A 17,499-nucleotide genomic window follows, 5' to 3' on the forward strand; every position below is an offset into this window, starting at 1 on the left:
ACTGATTATCGGATGATGACATTCTCCAGCATCAAAGCCTCGGGTTGAGTAGAAAGGTATTTACGGGGTGAATGGTAACACCGGGTTATTGTATGTGAATACCCAGAGCTGAAAAGTGTGATCCCGGTAGGATCACACGGTACCGTTTTTTATTTTTCTGTCGATTTCAGCCTGCGGCTTGCCGAAAAGATAGCCCTGCACGAGATCGCAGCCAAGCGCCTGAAGGCGTTCAAGCTGCGCTTCGGTTTCCACACCTTCTGCAATAACCCGCATATTCAGGCTCTTCGCCATGCTGGTAATCAGTTTAACGATATTAAGGGCATCGTCCTGTGTGGATATCGGGTTCACAAAGGATTTATCTATCTTAATTTTATCAAAATTCAGTTCACTCAGTCGCGAGAGCGATGAATATCCCGTTCCGAAATCATCGATGGAAATTTTGACACCCAGTGCTCGGAGTTTTTTGAGAATAGTGATCGGCATGTTGCTGTCACTGAAGAGCGAAGACTCTGTTACCTCTAACTCAAGTCGGCTGGCCGGCAGGCCTGTCTCTTTCAGGATGGACTGAACCATCGTCGTAAACGATTTTGTGCCTAACTGAACGGGTGAGACGTTCACCGAGATTCTGGCCGGCACCGCCCAGGACACCGCTTCCCGGCAGGCAAGTTCAAGCACATTTTTTCCGATCTCATTGATCATGCCGGTTTTTTCAGCAACAGAAATAAAGTAATCAGGTGACAATATCCCCTTCACCGGATGTATCCAGCGAATAAGCGCTTCATAGCCGTAAATTTCATTGCTGAATGAATCGACAATAGGCTGGTAATAAACAACGAATTCATGGTTATCGATCGCGAGAGCCATATCATGCTCAAGGGTTCTGCTTTCCTGCAGCTTCTGCAGCATCCACTGGCGGAAGACTTTTATCTGCTGTGAGCCCTCTTTTTTGGCTTCGTAGAGGGCAAGATCGGCGAATTTATAGAGATAATCCGAGCGCCGTTCATTATCAGATAAAACGATACCCACACAGGTGGCAATTTTTATCAGCTGGTTATTAATCGTATAGGGCTGACTGATACGATCGCTGATCTCTTTAGCGCGCGAAACCGCAGCGCTTTCGGTCAGGCCGCTCGAGAGAAGTGCAAATTCGTCACCGCCCAGGCGGTAAAACGTATCTGTCGCGTTGCTCATTGAGGTAAGCCGTCGGGATACCTGATTCAGCAGTAAATCGCCCGCATCATGGCCATAGGTATCGTTGACCTCTTTAAATCGGTCTAAATCAAATAACATCACCGTAACAGGGGTATGGTTTTTATCTGCCTGAAGGTTAATTTTATTGAGGTCATCCCAGAAGAAAAGACGGTTTTTCATGCCGGTGAGGGAGTCATGATACACATCGTATTCCAGCTTCGAATTCTGGATTTGCAGCGTTTCTTTTGACAGCTGAAGTTCGTCAGCGAGGGTTTTCACCTGCATATGGGCTTTAAGGATATTTTTATTCTGGTAGATCATTAAGAATCCCAGAATAAAGCTTAATATCACCAGCAGTAACGAAAGTGCTGAGTAAATATAATAAAGAATCTGTATTTTATGGTTGGATTCATTAATCGTGTTAATATCTTTTGTTAACGCACTTGAAGACAGTTGACTTAGCGGCGCGTCGAGCAGGTGCATATTTGCCAGGTACTTTTTTAACTCTGCATGGCTCATTTTTTCCAGATTACTGTCCAGATACGCCAGTATTTCTTCCAGGCGTGCAGCAAGTTCTTGATGCGTTTTATCGCTCCCAATATAGCGGCCTAGATCTCCTCCTTTCAGCAATTCGCCCTGGCTGAGCATAATTTCGAGACGCATGCGGGCCTGGTCTATCGTAACGTCATCGGTATCGGTTGCGTATAGACCAAGCCATGATTCAAATCGGTAATACTCGGATACCAGTTGAGCCACGGACCAGGACTCGGTGTAATGAGTTAATTTTTGCAGCTCTTGCTGACGATCGTAAACAAGAAAGGCAATATATCCCGTCGTGATAAAAAGAGAAAAAATGATACCAACCAGTATCCTGTTCATTATGTTCTCCTGAACTGCTACTCAATCTTCATTTTGCTAACCTGCCATGCTGAACGCGAGTAATAAATCTGATTATTCAACTCAGGAAGACTGTCATAAGGGTATACAATGAATGAGGGTCCTTTATCGCGGATGCGCATATATTCGCCATTAATCTTTAAGGCAAGAATGGCATTATATTTTTTAAAATCACTAAGAGGTATAGCGGTAGCGTAATCATTGAGCGCAATCACATTTACGTTAGTCCCTTTTGCCCCAACATAATCCATGAGCTTGCTCATTGGAACACCCTCAAACTTCGTGCGGCCCGTATACCAGGGAGAGGTCGTCTCGAAGCTCACCATACCCAGTTTTTCAAGGCTGGCGAGATCAAACACTGCTTTTCCAGCTTCGTTCGTATTTTCTATATTACCGTAAATCGTCAAAATGGGTTTTCCCGCGGGTTTCGGCAACTCACCCGCCCAGGCTAAACTCTGAACCAGACAGCATACCAGCATTAGGGTTAATCGCATTATGGCCTCCACTTTTGAACAGAAGTATATGAATTATAATTTAGTAATCCTACTAGTTTATATATTTTGTTGAGCCACCCTTATCTTTGCAGTGGTTATCTTTTAAATTTCTTACTAATCATATGGTTAGCGTGTTTTTGCAATGGTGGGAGTAAGGGGCCTTAAACGCGTCATTTTTTTTAGATACGCTGGCTTTACTTGAATAAACTCTCTGGCGTTTAAAAAACGATCGTTTTTATTGACTCACGTTTTTCTCTCCGCAGATTCATCTGTGATACAAACCCTTTAAACGTACTTAACGCCTGAAAGAGGTGTCGTTATCCGCCCGGGCAGGCGCCGGAATGCTACCCGCTCATGCTCTATGCTACCCTGCTAAATCGTGCCCCTGCATGTCTGACGACGGGGCGACAGGCGACAGTCTTTTTTTAGAAGTTTGTTGGGTGCGCGAACAGTAATCTTTATTTGTCACGCCTGAAATTATGACCTGACTTTGTACCGATGGCGAAAGAGTAAAAATGTCGTAGAGCTGCTTCCATTTTTCCAGGAAAAATCTTAGACCTTCGTCTGTGGATATTATCTATTTCTTTAATATATCAGTCGCGTTTATTCTGGCAGGGGAGCCCCGGAATGTTCGGCATAATATCGGGAGTGTCGATAATATTTTCATGGTATTTCAAGGTGTACCCAGAGCGAAAACAATATGCCTCGCTCAGGTTGCTAAATGATGCGCCACCCGATTTCCATCCGGGTAGCGAACAGGGGAATTAAACAAACGGACGCGGTTGGGCGATGGGAATGTTAGCGCTCTTGAGGCGGCTGACTCGCCGATTTGCCGCTTTTCGCCATGCTGGCAAAAACGCTGTCCCGGTAGATCCAGGCATGAACTAATGCGGCTGAAATATGTAAGAGCACCACGGCAAAAAGGAGTTTCGCCAGAAGGCTATGGGCATCGTGGCACCATGCGAAAAGCGTTGGGCTTGTTGGCACAATCGGTGGGAGGTTAAAACCCTCAAACATAACAACGGGCAAGCCTGCTGCCGACAGCTGCGCCCAGCCCAAAAATGGCATTGCCAGCATGAGCGCATACAGCAGCCAGTGCGACGCCTTTGCCGCAAATACCTGCCAGAAGGGCAAATCTGCAGGGAGCTGGGGGGGCTGGCTACGCAGGCGGTTCATCAGACGGAGCAGCGCCAGCAGTAGTATGGCAATCCCCAGAGGGCGATGCAGGTCGATTAGCGCTATCCGATGATGGAGCGTCGTCATCATTGCCGTACCAATGAACAGCATTGCCAGAATCATCGCCGCCATGAGCCAGTGCAGCCCTCGAGCCAGCGCGTTGAAATGCTGGGGCGTTTTTTCTTGTCCTTCACGGTTCGGGTTCATTTAACCTCCTGCATTTGAACGGCCTCGGTTGCCTTGCCGTAGCCAATTTCCCGCTCGCGGCGGCTGAAAGAGTGTGAATACGCGGCAGAACGCGCGTTCAGGACAGGATCGGCAGACACTTCCACACCTGCTGGAACCGTCGATGGGTCGAAGTTAACGTCGCGGCAGGGACCCTCTGCCTGGGCTTCCACCTGCGTTACCTCCAGCGTTCCGGCCACTATTTGCTTGCGATCGTTCGGCCACGGCTGGGAAGGGTCATCCACCGGGTCACCCGGCTGCGCGAGCTGAAGAACGAAATCCCAGTAGAGAGGTTTCTGAGCAAGTCTCTGGCTGACGCCCTCGAACATGGCGTTGCGATCGGCTGTCTGACGCTGAGCCTCGCTCAACGATATAAAAGGATCGTGCGGGCGCATCATCCAGCGAACCGCCTGACGATTACCGTGGGCGTCAACAAGGTAGAAGGCGTTAATGCTGTAGAACGTTGCGCCAGCAAAACTGCCGGGTGCGGGTTTGTGTGCCGCCCATTTAAGGTATTTCTCTGCTTCCGGATAGGCTTTTAAGAATGCAGCGAGCCGCTGCGGATCCGGTTTGCCGGTTGCTGCATCTGGCGCGGTTACTTTGCGAAGAGCCAGAAAGCCTTCTGGATCCCGGGTGGCAAAGTAGGGCTCGTTGTTCATCGCCATACGCCACTGCTGTTTGTCGTCTGTGCTGAACATCAATGCCATGCTCAGGGTTTTCGTTGAGTTATCCGCCGCGTAGGGGTTGCCAGTGCCAATAGAGAACCGGCCGACAACGCGCGTTTCCGTTTGTGAAAAGAGACGCGCAGTAGACAGTGACCTCGCAGCTCCTTCAGGAACGAAGTTTCCGGTAAAGCACATCCCTTTGCCGTGCGCACGGCGAAATCCAGGAGGAAACGGCGTTGGCGTTTCCGGGACTAATGCCTGGCTGATGGTGCGTGAACCAAGCCAGCCCGCCGTCCACGCAAATGCGGAAGCCATCGCCCCCGCGATCGCGGCAATTAAGGCCAGCGCTCCCCAGGTTTTTTTGGATCGTAAATCCACTTTAGACATAGACGTTTTTCCATTGTGAAGAATAATGCCTGCCACGCTCACAATCTTCTGCGCTGCATGCATTAATACAGGGGTAAAGATGAGGCGATTATTTTTTTATAATCGCGGTAACATTAACGCCGTGGTTAATATGCCAGAGGATATTTTTATGATGAGGCGGCCACCTGCGCGCTAAATAATAACTGACTGAAAAGTCAGTATTTTTATAACGTGCGTTTGTCCGCTCTGAGAAGAGTATATGAGGTAAACCCGATCAAAAAAGAATATCACGAAAAGTTTATTATTTTCTGATACCCGATATTCTTGCGTCTGCCACCCGGCGGGTGGCCTAGCCCGCTTCCAGCATCCCAAAACTCACAATTCGCGAGCGTCCCAGCTCTTTCGCCCGGTACAGGGCCACGTCCGCGGCGCGCAGCAGGTTGTCGCTCTGAGCATGCTCTGGATAGCTGGCGATGCCAATCGACACGTCCACCGGCCCAATCTCAGTCAGCCCGTAGCGAAGCGACAGTTCATGCACGGCGTTGTAAATCTTCTGGGCGCAGGCGTGCGCCTCTGCTTCACCGGCATTGGGAAGCAGAACCAGAAACTCCTCGCCCCCGTAGCGGAACGCCAGCCCGCTGTCGTGCGCGGCCCGCTGAACAATCGACGCCACGTTTTTGATCACCCCATCGCCGGCCTCGTGACCAAAGCGGTCATTGATGCTTTTGAAGTGATCGATGTCGATCATCATGCAGCTTAACGGCTCGTCGTTGCGCATGGCCTGCGTCATTTGAATATGCAGGGTGTCTTCCAGATGATGACGATTACGCAGGCCGGTAAGCGGGTCAAACAAGGCTTTTTCCAGCAGCGCGTCGCGCAGGCGCTGGTTTGCCAGCGCCAGCCCGAGCGCCTCGGCCATCAGTTCCAGATACGCGCGGGAAGGGGCATTTTCCGGGGTGATGTTCTGGAATGAGAGCAGGCCAATAGCCTCTCCCTGGGCGATAAGCGGCACGCACAGCGCGCTTTCCGCCTGTGACGCCGGGAGATGATAGCAGGCGACATCCGGCTCACCGTTAACCGGCGGGTGGCTCTGACCGCGACGCACGGCCCAGCACGCATCGGGGTGGAACGTGGTCTCATCACCGGTCGGTGAAAGCCATTGGGCGGCGCAGCGCATTTGCCACGGATCGCGATCGAAAACGTAGAGCCGTCCCGCTACACCCGGCGCGATGTTGGGAGCAAACATCTCCGCCACGTTAATGACATCGTTAAAGTTTTCACACCCCTGCAGCCGCTGCGTCATGCGCGCCAGCAGCTCGCGGATGGCCCAGTCGGCGTCGCGCTCTTTTTCCAGCCGCTGTCGCGCAAGGCCGTTTTCGCGGAAGATGCGGATGGCCTGAGCCATATCGCCTATCTCATCAACCTGGGTGAAGTTCGGGGGTTCGACGGCGTAATCCTGTGATGCCAGACGATGAACGACGTCGCTCAGGCGTACCACCGGACGCAGCACGCGACGCTTGAGGATAAAGCCCATCACAAACAGGAAGAGCACGGCGGTCAGTCCGACCATCACCTCTGAAGCGGTACGAAGCGCTTTTGACGTTCTGGTGGCAGCCTGCACGTCAGCGATAATGCGCTTGTCCAGCAGCAGGCGAAAGCGGTCGATGTTACTCTGCGCCCGCTCTAATTCCAGTTCATAACTTTTACCGAAGAGTAACGCAACGGCTTGCCGATCTTCGCCCCGGGTGATGCCGTCAATGGCTGCCTGCTGCTCATCCTGCAGTTCGTCAACAATCTTCAGTCCGTCATACAGCAGCGCCAGCTCCTCACCCGATGCTCCCATGTTTTTGAGCTGCTGCAGCGTATGTTCAATATTCTTCAGTTCAGCTTCTTTCGCCTGATATTTCTCCAGCACATCAGGCTCTTTTTTAATGGTGTAAAGTCGCGCTAAATCAGAGAGCATCCAGGCGTCTGTTTCGATCTCTTCCGTAATCTCATCAAACACTTGCCGTTGTTTAACGGCCTCACGTTCTATGTTGTCGGCATGGGAAGCCATCACCATGACGATGCCGGAGGCAATGGTCAGGCACACCGTGACCCCATAAGCCCAGTTTGTGATCGTGGCGATTCGCACCTGTTGGTTTCCTCTACGGCAAAAATGGATGAACGTTCTTTCAGATTATAGAAAACCTCTGATTCAGAGCGAAAAAAAAGGCGGCACAGCGCCGCCTTTCAGAACGCCTGTTCTTACAAATCAGGAGAGTTTTTTCCCTCTTCGATGAAATCCGCGTCCAGCTCTTCGGCGTTGCCTTCGTGATCGCGTCCGGAGAAGAGGTTCCAGCAGGCGATAAACAGCGCGGCAATAAGCGGCCCAATCACAAAGCCGTTAATGCCGTACAGCTCCATACCGCCGAGGGTAGTGATCAAAATCAGGTAGTCCGGCATTTTGGTGTCTTTCCCCACCAGCAGCGGGCGCAGGATATTGTCCACCAGCCCGACGATTATCACGAAGAAGCCGACAATAAACAGCCCCTGCCACAGCTGGTGAGTGGCGAACAGGTAAATGGCCGCAGGCACCCAGACAATCGCCGAGCCGACGGCGGGAACCAGCGAGAGGAACGCCATCAGCGCGCCCCAGAGCACGCTGCCGTCGATGCCCGCGATGGCAAACGCGATCCCGCCGAGCGTGCCCTGAACGACGGCCACTACCGCCGTTCCTTTCACCGTCGCCCGGGAGACGCCGACAAACTTGGCGAACAGGTGCTGTTTAACAAAATCGGACAGCGGCAGGGAGTCGAGGATCTGGCGCACCAGATACGGTCCATCCTTCAGGAGGAAGAACAGCAGATAAAGCATGATGCCGAAGCTAATGGCAAAGCCAAACGTGCCTTTGCCTATCAGGAACGCGCTGCCCGCCAGATACTGCCCGCCCTGCAGCGCGACGTCGGAGAGTTTTTTCTGGATCTGCGCCGCGTTGGTCAGGTTGTGGTCCGCCAGGAAGCCGCTGGCCCAGTCCGGCAGATGGTTAAAGATGCTCGCCACCACTTCCGGGAATTGCGTGTTGTTCTCCTGGAGCTTCGTGTAAACCACGTTCAGCTCAATGGCGAGCGAGGAGAGGATCACCATCAGCGGGATGAAGACGATCAGGCAGATAATGCCAATCGTCAGCAGCGAGGCCAGCCCGTTGCGATCCCCCAGCGCGGCGCGCAGCCTGTTTTTTACCGGGTTGAAGATGACGGTCAGAATAGCGGCCCACAGTATCGCGGAGAAGTAGGGCGACAGCACGTCGAAGAAGGCCCAGGTCACAAGGGCGAGAATGAAAATAAAGAAACCTTTGGTCAGTCCGTTAAAGCGCATCAGTCAGTCCTGGTTACTAATAAACTGTGTCGACTATAGAACTGATTGTGAGAATTACCAACCTTTGCGCCAGGTGGCGGCCTGTAGGGCACTATCGCGGTATGAATTTGCGCTTCACGGATAGCACTTTCGACTGACCGAAGATCGCACGCTCCCGCACCATGCTGTAAGTATCTGCTTGCGGAGGTGCTTATGGCCTGGCGTCCGATTCTCTATGTGATCCTCACAACCCACCCCAGACTCAGCGCGCGGCGCGCCCGCTTGCGTCTGGTCATCTAGCTTTTTGTTAATAATCGCGGTATAACACCCTCTTTGGATGTTTAGATGTCCATACGTATAGAAGGTAATATGCAAACACAACAAGAAAATGGGCAGCTTAAGCGCACCATGAAAACACGCCACCTGATTATGCTCTCCCTGGGCGGCGTGATTGGGACAGGGTTGTTTTTTAATACGGGATACATCATCTCCACCACCGGTGCAGCGGGCACGCTGCTGGCGTACCTGATCGGCGCGCTGGTGGTCTGGCTGGTGATGCAGTGTCTGGGCGAGCTTTCCGTGGCGATGCCGGAAACCGGCGCGTTCCACGTCTATGCCGCCCGCTATCTTGGCCCGGCGACGGGCTACACCGTGGCGTGGCTCTACTGGCTGACCTGGACGGTGGCGCTCGGGTCGAGCTTTACCGCCGCCGGGTTCTGCATGCAGTACTGGTTCCCGCAGGTGCCCGTCTGGGCGTGGTGCGTGGTCTTCTGCGTGGTGATTTTTGGCCTTAACGTCATCTCCACGCGCTTCTTTGCCGAAGGGGAATTCTGGTTCTCGCTGGTGAAGGTCATCACCATCGTCGCCTTTATTATCCTCGGCGGGGCGGCGGTCTTTGGTTTCATCCCGATGCAGGACGGGTCACCCGCGCCGGGCTTAAGCAACCTCACTGCCGAGGGCTGGTTCCCGCACGGCGGCCTGCCGATCCTGATGACCATGGTGGCGGTGAACTTTGCCTTCTCCGGGACCGAGCTTATCGGCATCGCGGCGGGTGAAACGGAAAATCCGCACAAGGTCATTCCGGTTGCGATCCGCACCACCATCGCGCGGCTGATCATCTTCTTTATCGGCACCGTGTTTGTACTGGCGGCGCTGATCCCGATGCAGCAGGCGGGCGTGGAAAAGAGCCCGTTCGTGCTGGTGTTTGAGAAGGTCGGTATTCCTTATGCGGCTGATATCTTTAACTTCGTGATCCTGACGGCGATCCTCTCGGCGGCGAACTCCGGGCTGTACGCGTCTGGCCGCATGCTCTGGTCGCTCTCGAATGAGAAAACGCTCCCGCGCTGCTTTGCCCGCGTGAACAAAAACGGCGTGCCGCTGACGGCGCTCTCGGTTTCCATGCTCGGCGGCGTGCTGGCGCTGTTCTCAAGCGTGGTGGCCCCGGACACGGTGTTTGTCGCGCTCTCGGCCATTTCTGGTTTTGCGGTGGTGGCAGTGTGGATCAGCATCTGTGCGTCGCACTTCGTTTTCCGCCGTCGTCATCTGCAGTCCGGTCAGCCGCTCTCTGCGCTGCAGTACCGCGCGCCGTGGTATCCGCTGGTGCCGGTGCTCGGTTTTATCCTCTGTGTGGTGGCCTGCGTCGGCCTGTGGTTTGACCCCAGCCAGCGGATTGCCCTTTATTGCGGGCTTCCGTTCGTCGCCCTGTGTTATGGTGCCTACTATCTGACCCGAAATATGACATCGCAGGAGCCTGAACATGTCGCAGAATAATCCGCTTACCGCCATCCTTGAAAAACAGCCGTTTGTGGTGCTGGATGGCGCAATGGCAACGGAGCTGGAAGCGCGCGGCTGTAACCTTGCAGACAGCCTCTGGTCTGCCAAAGTGCTGGTGGAAAACCCGGATCTTATTCGCGAAGTGCATCGTGATTACTACCGCGCGGGCGCGCAGGTGGCAATCACCGCCAGCTACCAGGCCACGCCTGCGGGTTTTGCGGCACGCGGTCTGGACGAGGCGCAGTCCCGCACGCTGATTGGCAAAAGCGTGGAGCTGGCGCGCAAGGCGCGCGAAGCGTATCTGGCTGAAAATCCGCATGCGGGCACGCTGCTGGTGGCGGGATCCGTTGGGCCTTACGGCGCGTATCTGGCGGATGGCTCAGAGTATCGCGGCGACTACGTGCGTAGCGCCGAAGAATTCACAGAATTCCACCGCCCGCGCGTGGAAGCGCTGCTGGATGCGGGCGCTGACCTGCTGGCCTGCGAAACCCTACCGTCCTTTGAGGAGATTAAGGCGCTGGCGGTACTGCTGACTGAGTATCCCCGCGCCCGGGCGTGGTTCTCATTTACCCTGCGCGACAGCGAGCACCTGAGCGATGGTACGCCGCTGCGTGACGTAGTCAACGTGCTGGCAAACTACCCGCAGATTGTCGCGCTGGGCATTAACTGCATCGCCCTGGAAAATACCACCGCGGCGTTAAAACATCTGCAAAGCCTGACGGCGCTGCCGCTGGTGGTTTACCCGAACTCGGGCGAGCATTATGACGCGGTAACCAAAACCTGGCACCACCACGGCGAAGCGTGCGAGACGCTGGCGGGGTATCTGCCGCAGTGGCTGGCAGCGGGAGCGAAGTTAATCGGCGGATGCTGTCGCACCACGCCGAAGGATATTGCGGAACTGAACGCACAGCGCTGATGCCCTCACCCTGACCCTCTCCCACGGGGAGAGGGAAAAAAACCAACCGCACAAAATTCGCTATCCTTTCCCGCTTTTTTTCTAAAAACGAATCGTCATTAACGATTCTTTTTTATTCCTTTATCAAAATTCCTGCGCCGGAAATACTGCCCTCATAACAACAAGGGGAGCAGGCACTATGGCAAATTCATCGCGAATCACACTTCTCGGCGCGCTGGCGCTGTGGGCATTTCAGGCGCAGGCGGTGGACGTAACCGTCGCGTATCAAACCTCTGCGGAGCCAGCGAAGGTTGCGCAGGCAGACAACACCTTTGCGAAAGAGAGCGGCGCGAAGGTCGACTGGCGCAAGTTCGACAGCGGCGCGTCCGTCGTACGTGCGTTAGCCTCCGGCGACGTGCAGATCGGCAATATCGGTTCAAGCCCACTGGCGGTCGCGGCCAGCCAGCAGGTGCCGATTGAGGTTTTCCTGCTCGCCTCGCAGCTTGGTAACTCTGAAGCGCTGGTGGTGAAGAAAAACATCACCAAACCGGAAGATCTGATCGGCAAACGCATCGCCGTGCCGTTTATCTCCACCACTCACTACAGCCTGCTGGCGGCGCTGAAACACTGGGGCATCAAGCCGGGTCAGGTACAAATCATCAACCTGCAGCCGCCGGCGATTATCGCCGCCTGGCAGCGCGGCGATATTGACGGGGCCTACGTGTGGGCACCGGCAGTGAACGAACTGGAAAAAGACGGCACCGTGCTGACCGACTCCGAAAAAGTAGGCCAGTGGGGCGCGCCAACCCTCGACGTGTGGGTCGTGCGCAAAGACTTCGCCGAGAAGCATCCTGAGGTGGTGAAAGCCTTCGCCAAAAGCGCGATTGACGCCCAGCAGCCGTACATCAGCAATCCGGAAGAATGGCTGAAGCAGCCCGCCAACCTGGAAAAACTCTCCCGCCTGAGCGGTGTGCCGGAATCGGACGTGCCGGGGCTGGTGAAGGGCAATACCTATCTGCCCCCCGCGCAGCAGGTGCAGCAGCTGAACGGGCCGGTGAGCAAAGCGATTGTTGATACCGCCACCTTCCTGAAAGAGCAGGGCAAAGTGCCCGCGGTGGCGGCAGATTACAGCCAGTACGTGACCGACCGCTTTGTGAAATAAGGAGTCCGCCATGCTGAATATTACGAACCTGTACGCCGATTACGGTGGGAAACCCGCGCTGGAGGACATCAACCTGACGCTGGGCAGCGGTGAACTGCTGGTAGTGCTCGGGCCGTCCGGCTGCGGAAAAACCACGCTGCTGAATCTGATCGCCGGGTTTGTACCGTATCAGCACGGCACCATTCAGCTGGAAGGCAAAAAGGTGGAAGGCCCGAGCGCCGAGCGCGGGGTGGTCTTTCAGAACGAAGGGTTGCTTCCCTGGCGTAACGTGCAGGAAAACGTAGCGTTTGGGCTACAGCTTGCGGGCATTAATCGCGAACAGCGGCTGGAAACGGCGCGGATGATGTTGAAAAAGGTCGGGCTGGAAGGGGCGGAAAAACGCTTTATCTGGCAGCTTTCCGGCGGTCAGCGCCAGCGCGTCGGCATTGCCCGCGCGTTGGCGGCCAATCCGCAGCTGTTGCTGCTGGACGAGCCGTTCGGGGCGCTGGATGCCTTCACCCGCGAGCAGATGCAAACCCTGCTGCTGCGCCTGTGGCATGAGACGGGCAAGCAGGTGCTGTTAATTACCCACGATATCGAAGAGGCGGTGTTTATGGCGACGGAGCTGGTGCTGCTCTCGCCGGGGCCAGGGCGCGTGCTGGAGCGCTTGCCGCTGGATTTCGCCCGCCGCTACGTCGCGGGCGAACCCGTGCGCAGCATCAAATCCGACCCGCGGTTTATTGAGCAGCGCGAATACGTCTTAAGCCGCGTGTTTGAGCAGCGGGAGGCGTTCTCATGAGCATCGTTTTCAGTGAAAAAACGCGCCGCACGCGTCTGGCGCTGCGCTGGCCTTTCTCGCGCCAAATCACCTTGAGCGTCGGTACGCTGCTTGTACTGTGGGCATTGTGGTGGGCGGTTGCGGCCCTGCAGTGGGTCAGCCCGCTGTTTCTTCCGCCGCCGGGACAGGTGCTGGACAAACTCATTACCATCGCCGGGCCGCAGGGCTTTATGGATGCCACACTCTGGCAGCATCTTGGGGCAAGTCTGACGCGCATTCTGGTGGCGCTGCTGGCGGCGGTGATTATCGGAATTCCGGTCGGGATCGCGATGGGCCTAAGCCCGACGGTGCGCGGCATCCTCGACCCGCTGATTGAGCTTTACCGTCCGGTGCCGCCGCTGGCCTATCTGCCGCTGATGGTGATCTGGTTCGGCATCGGTGAAACGTCAAAAATCCTGCTGATTTATCTGGCGATTTTCGCCCCGGTTGCCATGTCGGCGCTGGCGGGCGTGAAGAGCGCCCAGCAGGTGCGGATCCGCGCGGCGCAGTCGCTGGGGGCCAGCCGCACGCAGGTGCTGCTGTTCGTGATTTTACCGGGCGCGCTGCCGGAGATTTTAACCGGGATACGCATCGGGCTTGGCGTGGGCTGGTCCACGCTGGTGGCGGCGGAGCTGATCGCCGCCACGCGAGGATTAGGGTTTATGGTGCAGTCGGCGGGGGAGTTCCTGGCGACTGACGTGGTGCTGGCAGGGATTGCGGTAATTGCTGCGATCGCCTTCGGATTAGAACTGGGGCTGCGCGCGTTACAGCGCCGCCTGACGCCCTGGCATGGAGAAATACAATGAGTGAACGTCTGACCATTACCCCGCTGGGGCCGTACATTGGCGCGCAGGTGTCGGGCCTGGATGTGACCCGTCCGCTGAGCGATAACCAGTTCGAGCAGCTGTACCACGCGGTGCTGCGCCATCAGGTGGTGTTCCTGCGCGAGCAGGCAATCACCCCGCAGCAGCAGCGCGCGCTGGCCCTGCGCTTTGGCGATCTGCATATCCACCCGGTCTATCCGCATGCGGAAGGGGTAGAGGAGATTATCGTTCTGGACACCCACAACGATAACCCGCCGGATAACGACAACTGGCACACCGATGTGACCTTTATCGAGACGCCTCCCGCCGGGGCGATTCTGGCGGCGAAGCTGCTGCCGGAGACGGGCGGGGATACGCTGTGGGCCAGCGGGATTGCGGCGTATGAGGCGCTTTCTGCACCGCTCCGGGTGCTCCTGAGCGGGCTGCGGGCGGAGCACGACTTCAAAAAATCGTTCCCGGAATACAAGTACCGTAAAACCGAAGAGGAGCACCAGCGCTGGCTGGAGGCGGTGGCGAAGCATCCGCCTCTGCTGCACCCGGTGGTGCGCACCCATCCGGTCACGGGCAAGCAGGCGCTGTTCGTGAACGAAGGGTTCACGACGCGCATTGTGGACGTGACGGAAAAAGAGAGCGAGGCGCTGTTAGGTTTCCTGTTCGCACATATCACTAAACCGGAGTTTCAGGTGCGCTGGCGCTGGCAGGAGAACGACCTGGCGATCTGGGATAACCGCGTGACGCAGCACTATGCCAATGCGGACTATCTGCCGCAGCGAAGGATTATGCAGCGGGCGACGATTTTAGGGGATAAGCCGTTTTACCGTGCGCCTTGATCCCCTCACCCTAACCCTCTCCCCAAAGGGGCGAGGGGCTGTGTGGTACGTTTTTCACCCTCTCCCTTTCAGGGAGAGGGCTGGGGTGAGGGTGTTAAATGCGCCTCAATATACCGCTGGTAGCGGTTCGCCTTCAGATAACACAAATCCACCAGCACCAGACCGTCTACGCAGTTGTTAAACGCCGGGTCGCTGCCAAAATCAATAAACTGCACGCCGCCGGGTTCACAGAGTTCGGAATACTGCTTGTAGAGCGGCGGAATGCCGCAGCCCAGATTACCGAGCAGGGATTTCAGCTTTGTCAGGTCATCCACGTAATCCACCCCGCCAAACTGCGCGAGAACGTCCGGCAGCGACGCCGGGTAAGGCTGGCGTGACGCGGCCAGCGGATGCGTTGCCGGGAACCACAGGCGGTAAAAGGCGACCAGCAGATCCCGCGCCGCAGGCGGTAAGCCGCCGGAGATGGAGACGGGCCCAAACAGGTAGCGGTAGTGAGGGTAACGTGCCAGGTAAGCCCCGATGCCGGACCACAGATAGTCCAGACCGCGACGCCCCCAGTAGCGCGGCTGAATAAAGCTGCGCCCCAGCTCAATACCGTGCTCCAGCACGTCCTGCATTTTGTCGTCGTAGTGAAACAGGCTGTAGCTGTACAGCCCGTCAACGCCGCGCTTTTCGACCTGCATGGCCGTTGGCATAAAGCGATACGCGCCGACAATCTCCAGATCCTCTTCATCCCACAGGATCAGGTGCAGATAATCATCATCGTAGCTGTCGGTGTCCCGGCGTTTACCGCTCCCTTCCTCCACCGCACGAAACGCAATCTCGCGCAGGCGGCCCAGCTCGCGTAGAAGAGGAGCCTCTTCCTGCCCGTTGCGCTGCCACAGGTAGATGGTTTTGCCGTCGCTGGTTTTACCCAGACACTCGGCCTGCGCCAGTTCACGCCTCAGCGTGGCCCGGTCTTCCGGACGGGCAATCGCACACTGGGTTTTAAAGACGCCAGGCAATCCCTTGCCAAGACGCATCACGTGCTGACGGCACTGCTCGGCCATCTCACGAGACGAAAGGGTAGCGCTAAACCAGCTGTTCCACGCAATCTGCTGGCCGATTTTAATCGGCAGCTGGCTGTGGCGGCGACGGAACATCTGCTGCATCAGCAGCAGCATCGACAATGTCGGCGACACCAGCGTGCTGGCATAAAAGAGCAGGCTGTTGTGCGCCTGAATATGCACCGGCAGCAGCGGGGCGCGCAGCTTGCTGGCGAGTTTGATAAAGCCGGAGTGCCATTTTTTATCGCGAATGCCTTTGCGCGTGGGCCGTGAAACTTCTCCCGCCGGGAAGAAGATCAGCACGCCCGCGTTTTGCAGATGCTGCTCCATCTGAACCAGGGACGACTTCGCCGTCCTGCCGCCCATATTGTCGACCGGAATAAACAGAGAACTGAGGGGCTCAAGGTGGGTCAGCATCCGGTTGGTCACGACTTTAACGTCGCGTCGCACGCGGGAGACGGCGTACATCAGCGCCAGCCCGTCCAGGGTGCCCGTCGGGTGGTTGGCAATAATGACCAGCGGGCCATGTTCGGGGATTTGTTCGAGATCGCGGGCGGAAACGGTGCAGAGAATATCAAGGTGTTCCAGAACTTGCTCCACCATATCCAGCCCTTTCAGGTGGCGGTGAGCGGTGGCAAACTGCTGGAATTCTTCTTCGTAAAACAGCCTTTTTAACAGACTTTTTTGCCAGGGTGCAGGCCTCGCCTGAGGCCAAAGATCGTCGAGAACGCTATCGAGGCTAAACATGATTACTCCTCCTGCCGTCTTGCGAAGACAGTAGAAGGAGCAGATGTCGGTTGTATTGCAGTTTGGTGAAGATTAGCGGAGGATTTTTTTCTCAGCCAGATCCAGCGCGAAGTAGCTGAAGATCAGATCCGCGCCCGAGCGTTTGATCGCCCCCAGGCTTTCGAGGATCACTTTCTCTTCGTCGATAGCCCCTGCCAGCGCGGCGAATTTGATCATCGCGTACTCGCCGCTCACCTGGTATGCCCCCAGCGGCAGTTCGGTGCGCTCGCGGATGTCGCGCAGGATGTCGAGATACGCGCCCGCTGGTTTCACCATCAGGCAGTCTGCGCCCTGAGCTTCATCGAGCAGGGATTCACGAATCGCTTCGCGGCGGTTCAGCGGGTTCATCTGATAGGTCTTACGATCGCCCTTCAGCGCCGTGCCGGCTGCTTCACGGAACGGGCCGTAGAACGAGGAGGCAAATTTGGTGGAGTAGGACATGATGGCGGTGTCGGTAAAGCCTGCCGCATCCAGCGCCTGACGGATCGCCTGAACCTGGCCGTCCATCGCCGCAGACGGCGCGATGAAGTCCGCACCCGCAGCGGCAGCGACCACAGCCTGCTTGCCGAGGTTCAGTAGGGTGGCATCGTTATCCACGCCATGATCGCACAGCACGCCGCAGTGGCCGTGGGAGGTGTATTCGCAGAAACAGGTGTCGGACATGACCACCATTTCCGGCACGGTCTCTTTGCAGATGCGGGACATGCGGGCCACGAGCCCGTCTTCTTTCCACGCATCGCTGCCGGTCGCGTCAGTATGGTGGGAGATGCCGAAGGTCATCACCGAGCGGATCCCCGCGTTGGCGATGCGTTCGATCTCGCGCGCCAGATATTTTTCAGGAATGCGCATCACGCCCGGCATGGCTTCGATGGCTTTGTAGTCATCAATCTCTTCTTCAACAAAAATCGGCAACACCAGATCGTTTAAGGTCAGTGTTGTCTCTTCAAACATAGCGCGCAGTGCAGGTGACTTGCGCAGACGGCGGGGACGTGCAATTAAATCGGTCATGGTATGCCTGATGTTTGTGGAACAAAGAA

Annotated in this window: 14 protein-coding genes; 6 read left to right on the plus strand and 8 right to left on the minus strand. The window is 56.0% G+C overall.

The window, feature by feature from the left end:
• Positions 1 to 132: 132 nt before the first annotated feature.
• The 6 genes from V1603_RS07975 to V1603_RS08000 form a co-directional block, all read right to left on the minus strand.
• Positions 133 to 2,070, minus strand: coding sequence for a bifunctional diguanylate cyclase/phosphodiesterase (locus V1603_RS07975; protein ID WP_163330392.1), 1,938 nt, complete (start codon positions 2,068 to 2,070; stop codon positions 133 to 135).
• Positions 2,071 to 2,087: 17 nt separating this feature from the next.
• Entirely contained in the window at positions 2,088 to 2,582 is a 495-nt protein-coding gene (locus tag V1603_RS07980) for a molybdopterin-dependent oxidoreductase (RefSeq protein WP_116341701.1), read from the minus strand.
• Positions 2,583 to 3,380: 798 nt separating this feature from the next.
• Positions 3,381 to 3,965 carry a cytochrome b gene (locus V1603_RS07985; RefSeq protein ID WP_163330393.1) on the minus strand — a complete coding sequence of 195 codons (585 nt, stop codon included), beginning with the start codon at positions 3,963 to 3,965 and terminating at the stop codon, positions 3,381 to 3,383.
• Positions 3,962 to 5,035 carry a catalase family peroxidase gene (locus V1603_RS07990; RefSeq protein ID WP_395313739.1) on the minus strand — a complete coding sequence of 358 codons (1,074 nt, stop codon included), beginning with the start codon at positions 5,033 to 5,035 and terminating at the stop codon, positions 3,962 to 3,964. The genes V1603_RS07985 and V1603_RS07990 overlap by 4 nt, the downstream gene beginning before the upstream one ends.
• A gap of 328 nt (positions 5,036 to 5,363) precedes the next feature.
• Positions 5,364 to 7,148: a diguanylate cyclase gene (locus V1603_RS07995; RefSeq protein WP_395313740.1), complete on the minus strand. Its 1,785-nt coding sequence runs from the start codon at positions 7,146 to 7,148 to the stop codon at positions 5,364 to 5,366.
• 113 nt (positions 7,149 to 7,261) lie between these two features.
• On the minus strand, positions 7,262 to 8,371 hold the full coding sequence (locus tag V1603_RS08000; RefSeq protein WP_116341693.1) for an AI-2E family transporter: 1,110 nt from the start codon (positions 8,369 to 8,371) through the stop codon (positions 7,262 to 7,264).
• Between the two features lie 348 nt (positions 8,372 to 8,719).
• On the opposite strand from V1603_RS08000, the gene mmuP reads away from it, so the two are divergent.
• From mmuP to tauD, 6 genes are all read left to right on the plus strand, one after another.
• Positions 8,720 to 10,120 carry an S-methylmethionine permease gene (gene mmuP / locus V1603_RS08005; RefSeq protein WP_116341691.1) on the plus strand — a complete coding sequence of 467 codons (1,401 nt, stop codon included), beginning with the start codon at positions 8,720 to 8,722 and terminating at the stop codon, positions 10,118 to 10,120.
• Positions 10,107 to 11,039, plus strand: a complete 933-nt coding sequence (gene mmuM, locus V1603_RS08010; RefSeq protein ID WP_233003116.1) for a homocysteine S-methyltransferase — start codon at positions 10,107 to 10,109, stop codon at positions 11,037 to 11,039. The genes mmuP and mmuM overlap by 14 nt, the downstream gene beginning before the upstream one ends.
• A gap of 178 nt (positions 11,040 to 11,217) precedes the next feature.
• Positions 11,218 to 12,180 carry a taurine ABC transporter substrate-binding protein gene (gene tauA, locus V1603_RS08015; RefSeq protein ID WP_395313741.1) on the plus strand — a complete coding sequence of 321 codons (963 nt, stop codon included), beginning with the start codon at positions 11,218 to 11,220 and terminating at the stop codon, positions 12,178 to 12,180.
• Between the two features lie 10 nt (positions 12,181 to 12,190).
• A complete protein-coding gene (gene tauB, locus V1603_RS08020; protein ID WP_395313742.1) occupies positions 12,191 to 12,958 on the plus strand; it encodes a taurine ABC transporter ATP-binding subunit in 768 nt (255 codons plus the stop codon).
• On the plus strand, positions 12,955 to 13,782 hold the full coding sequence (gene tauC, locus V1603_RS08025) for a taurine ABC transporter permease TauC (protein WP_163330399.1): 828 nt from the start codon (positions 12,955 to 12,957) through the stop codon (positions 13,780 to 13,782). Before tauB ends, tauC begins: the two co-directional genes overlap by 4 nt.
• Entirely contained in the window at positions 13,779 to 14,630 is an 852-nt protein-coding gene (tauD, locus tag V1603_RS08030) for a taurine dioxygenase (RefSeq protein ID WP_116341681.1), read from the plus strand. The genes tauC and tauD overlap by 4 nt, the downstream gene beginning before the upstream one ends.
• Positions 14,631 to 14,698: 68 nt before the next feature.
• Here tauD and V1603_RS08035 read toward each other — a convergent pair whose 3' ends face one another.
• Both V1603_RS08035 and hemB read right to left on the minus strand, forming a co-directional pair.
• Positions 14,699 to 16,423 carry a lysophospholipid acyltransferase family protein gene (locus tag V1603_RS08035; protein ID WP_395313743.1) on the minus strand — a complete coding sequence of 575 codons (1,725 nt, stop codon included), beginning with the start codon at positions 16,421 to 16,423 and terminating at the stop codon, positions 14,699 to 14,701.
• A gap of 72 nt (positions 16,424 to 16,495) precedes the next feature.
• Positions 16,496 to 17,470: a porphobilinogen synthase gene (gene hemB, locus V1603_RS08040; protein ID WP_061099078.1), complete on the minus strand. Its 975-nt coding sequence runs from the start codon at positions 17,468 to 17,470 to the stop codon at positions 16,496 to 16,498.
• Between the last annotated feature and the right edge of the window lie 29 nt (positions 17,471 to 17,499).

Source organism: Enterobacter sp. ECC-219 (assembly GCF_043966805.1).
In the GTDB taxonomy this organism is placed as follows: domain Bacteria; phylum Pseudomonadota; class Gammaproteobacteria; order Enterobacterales; family Enterobacteriaceae; genus Enterobacter; species Enterobacter cloacae_N.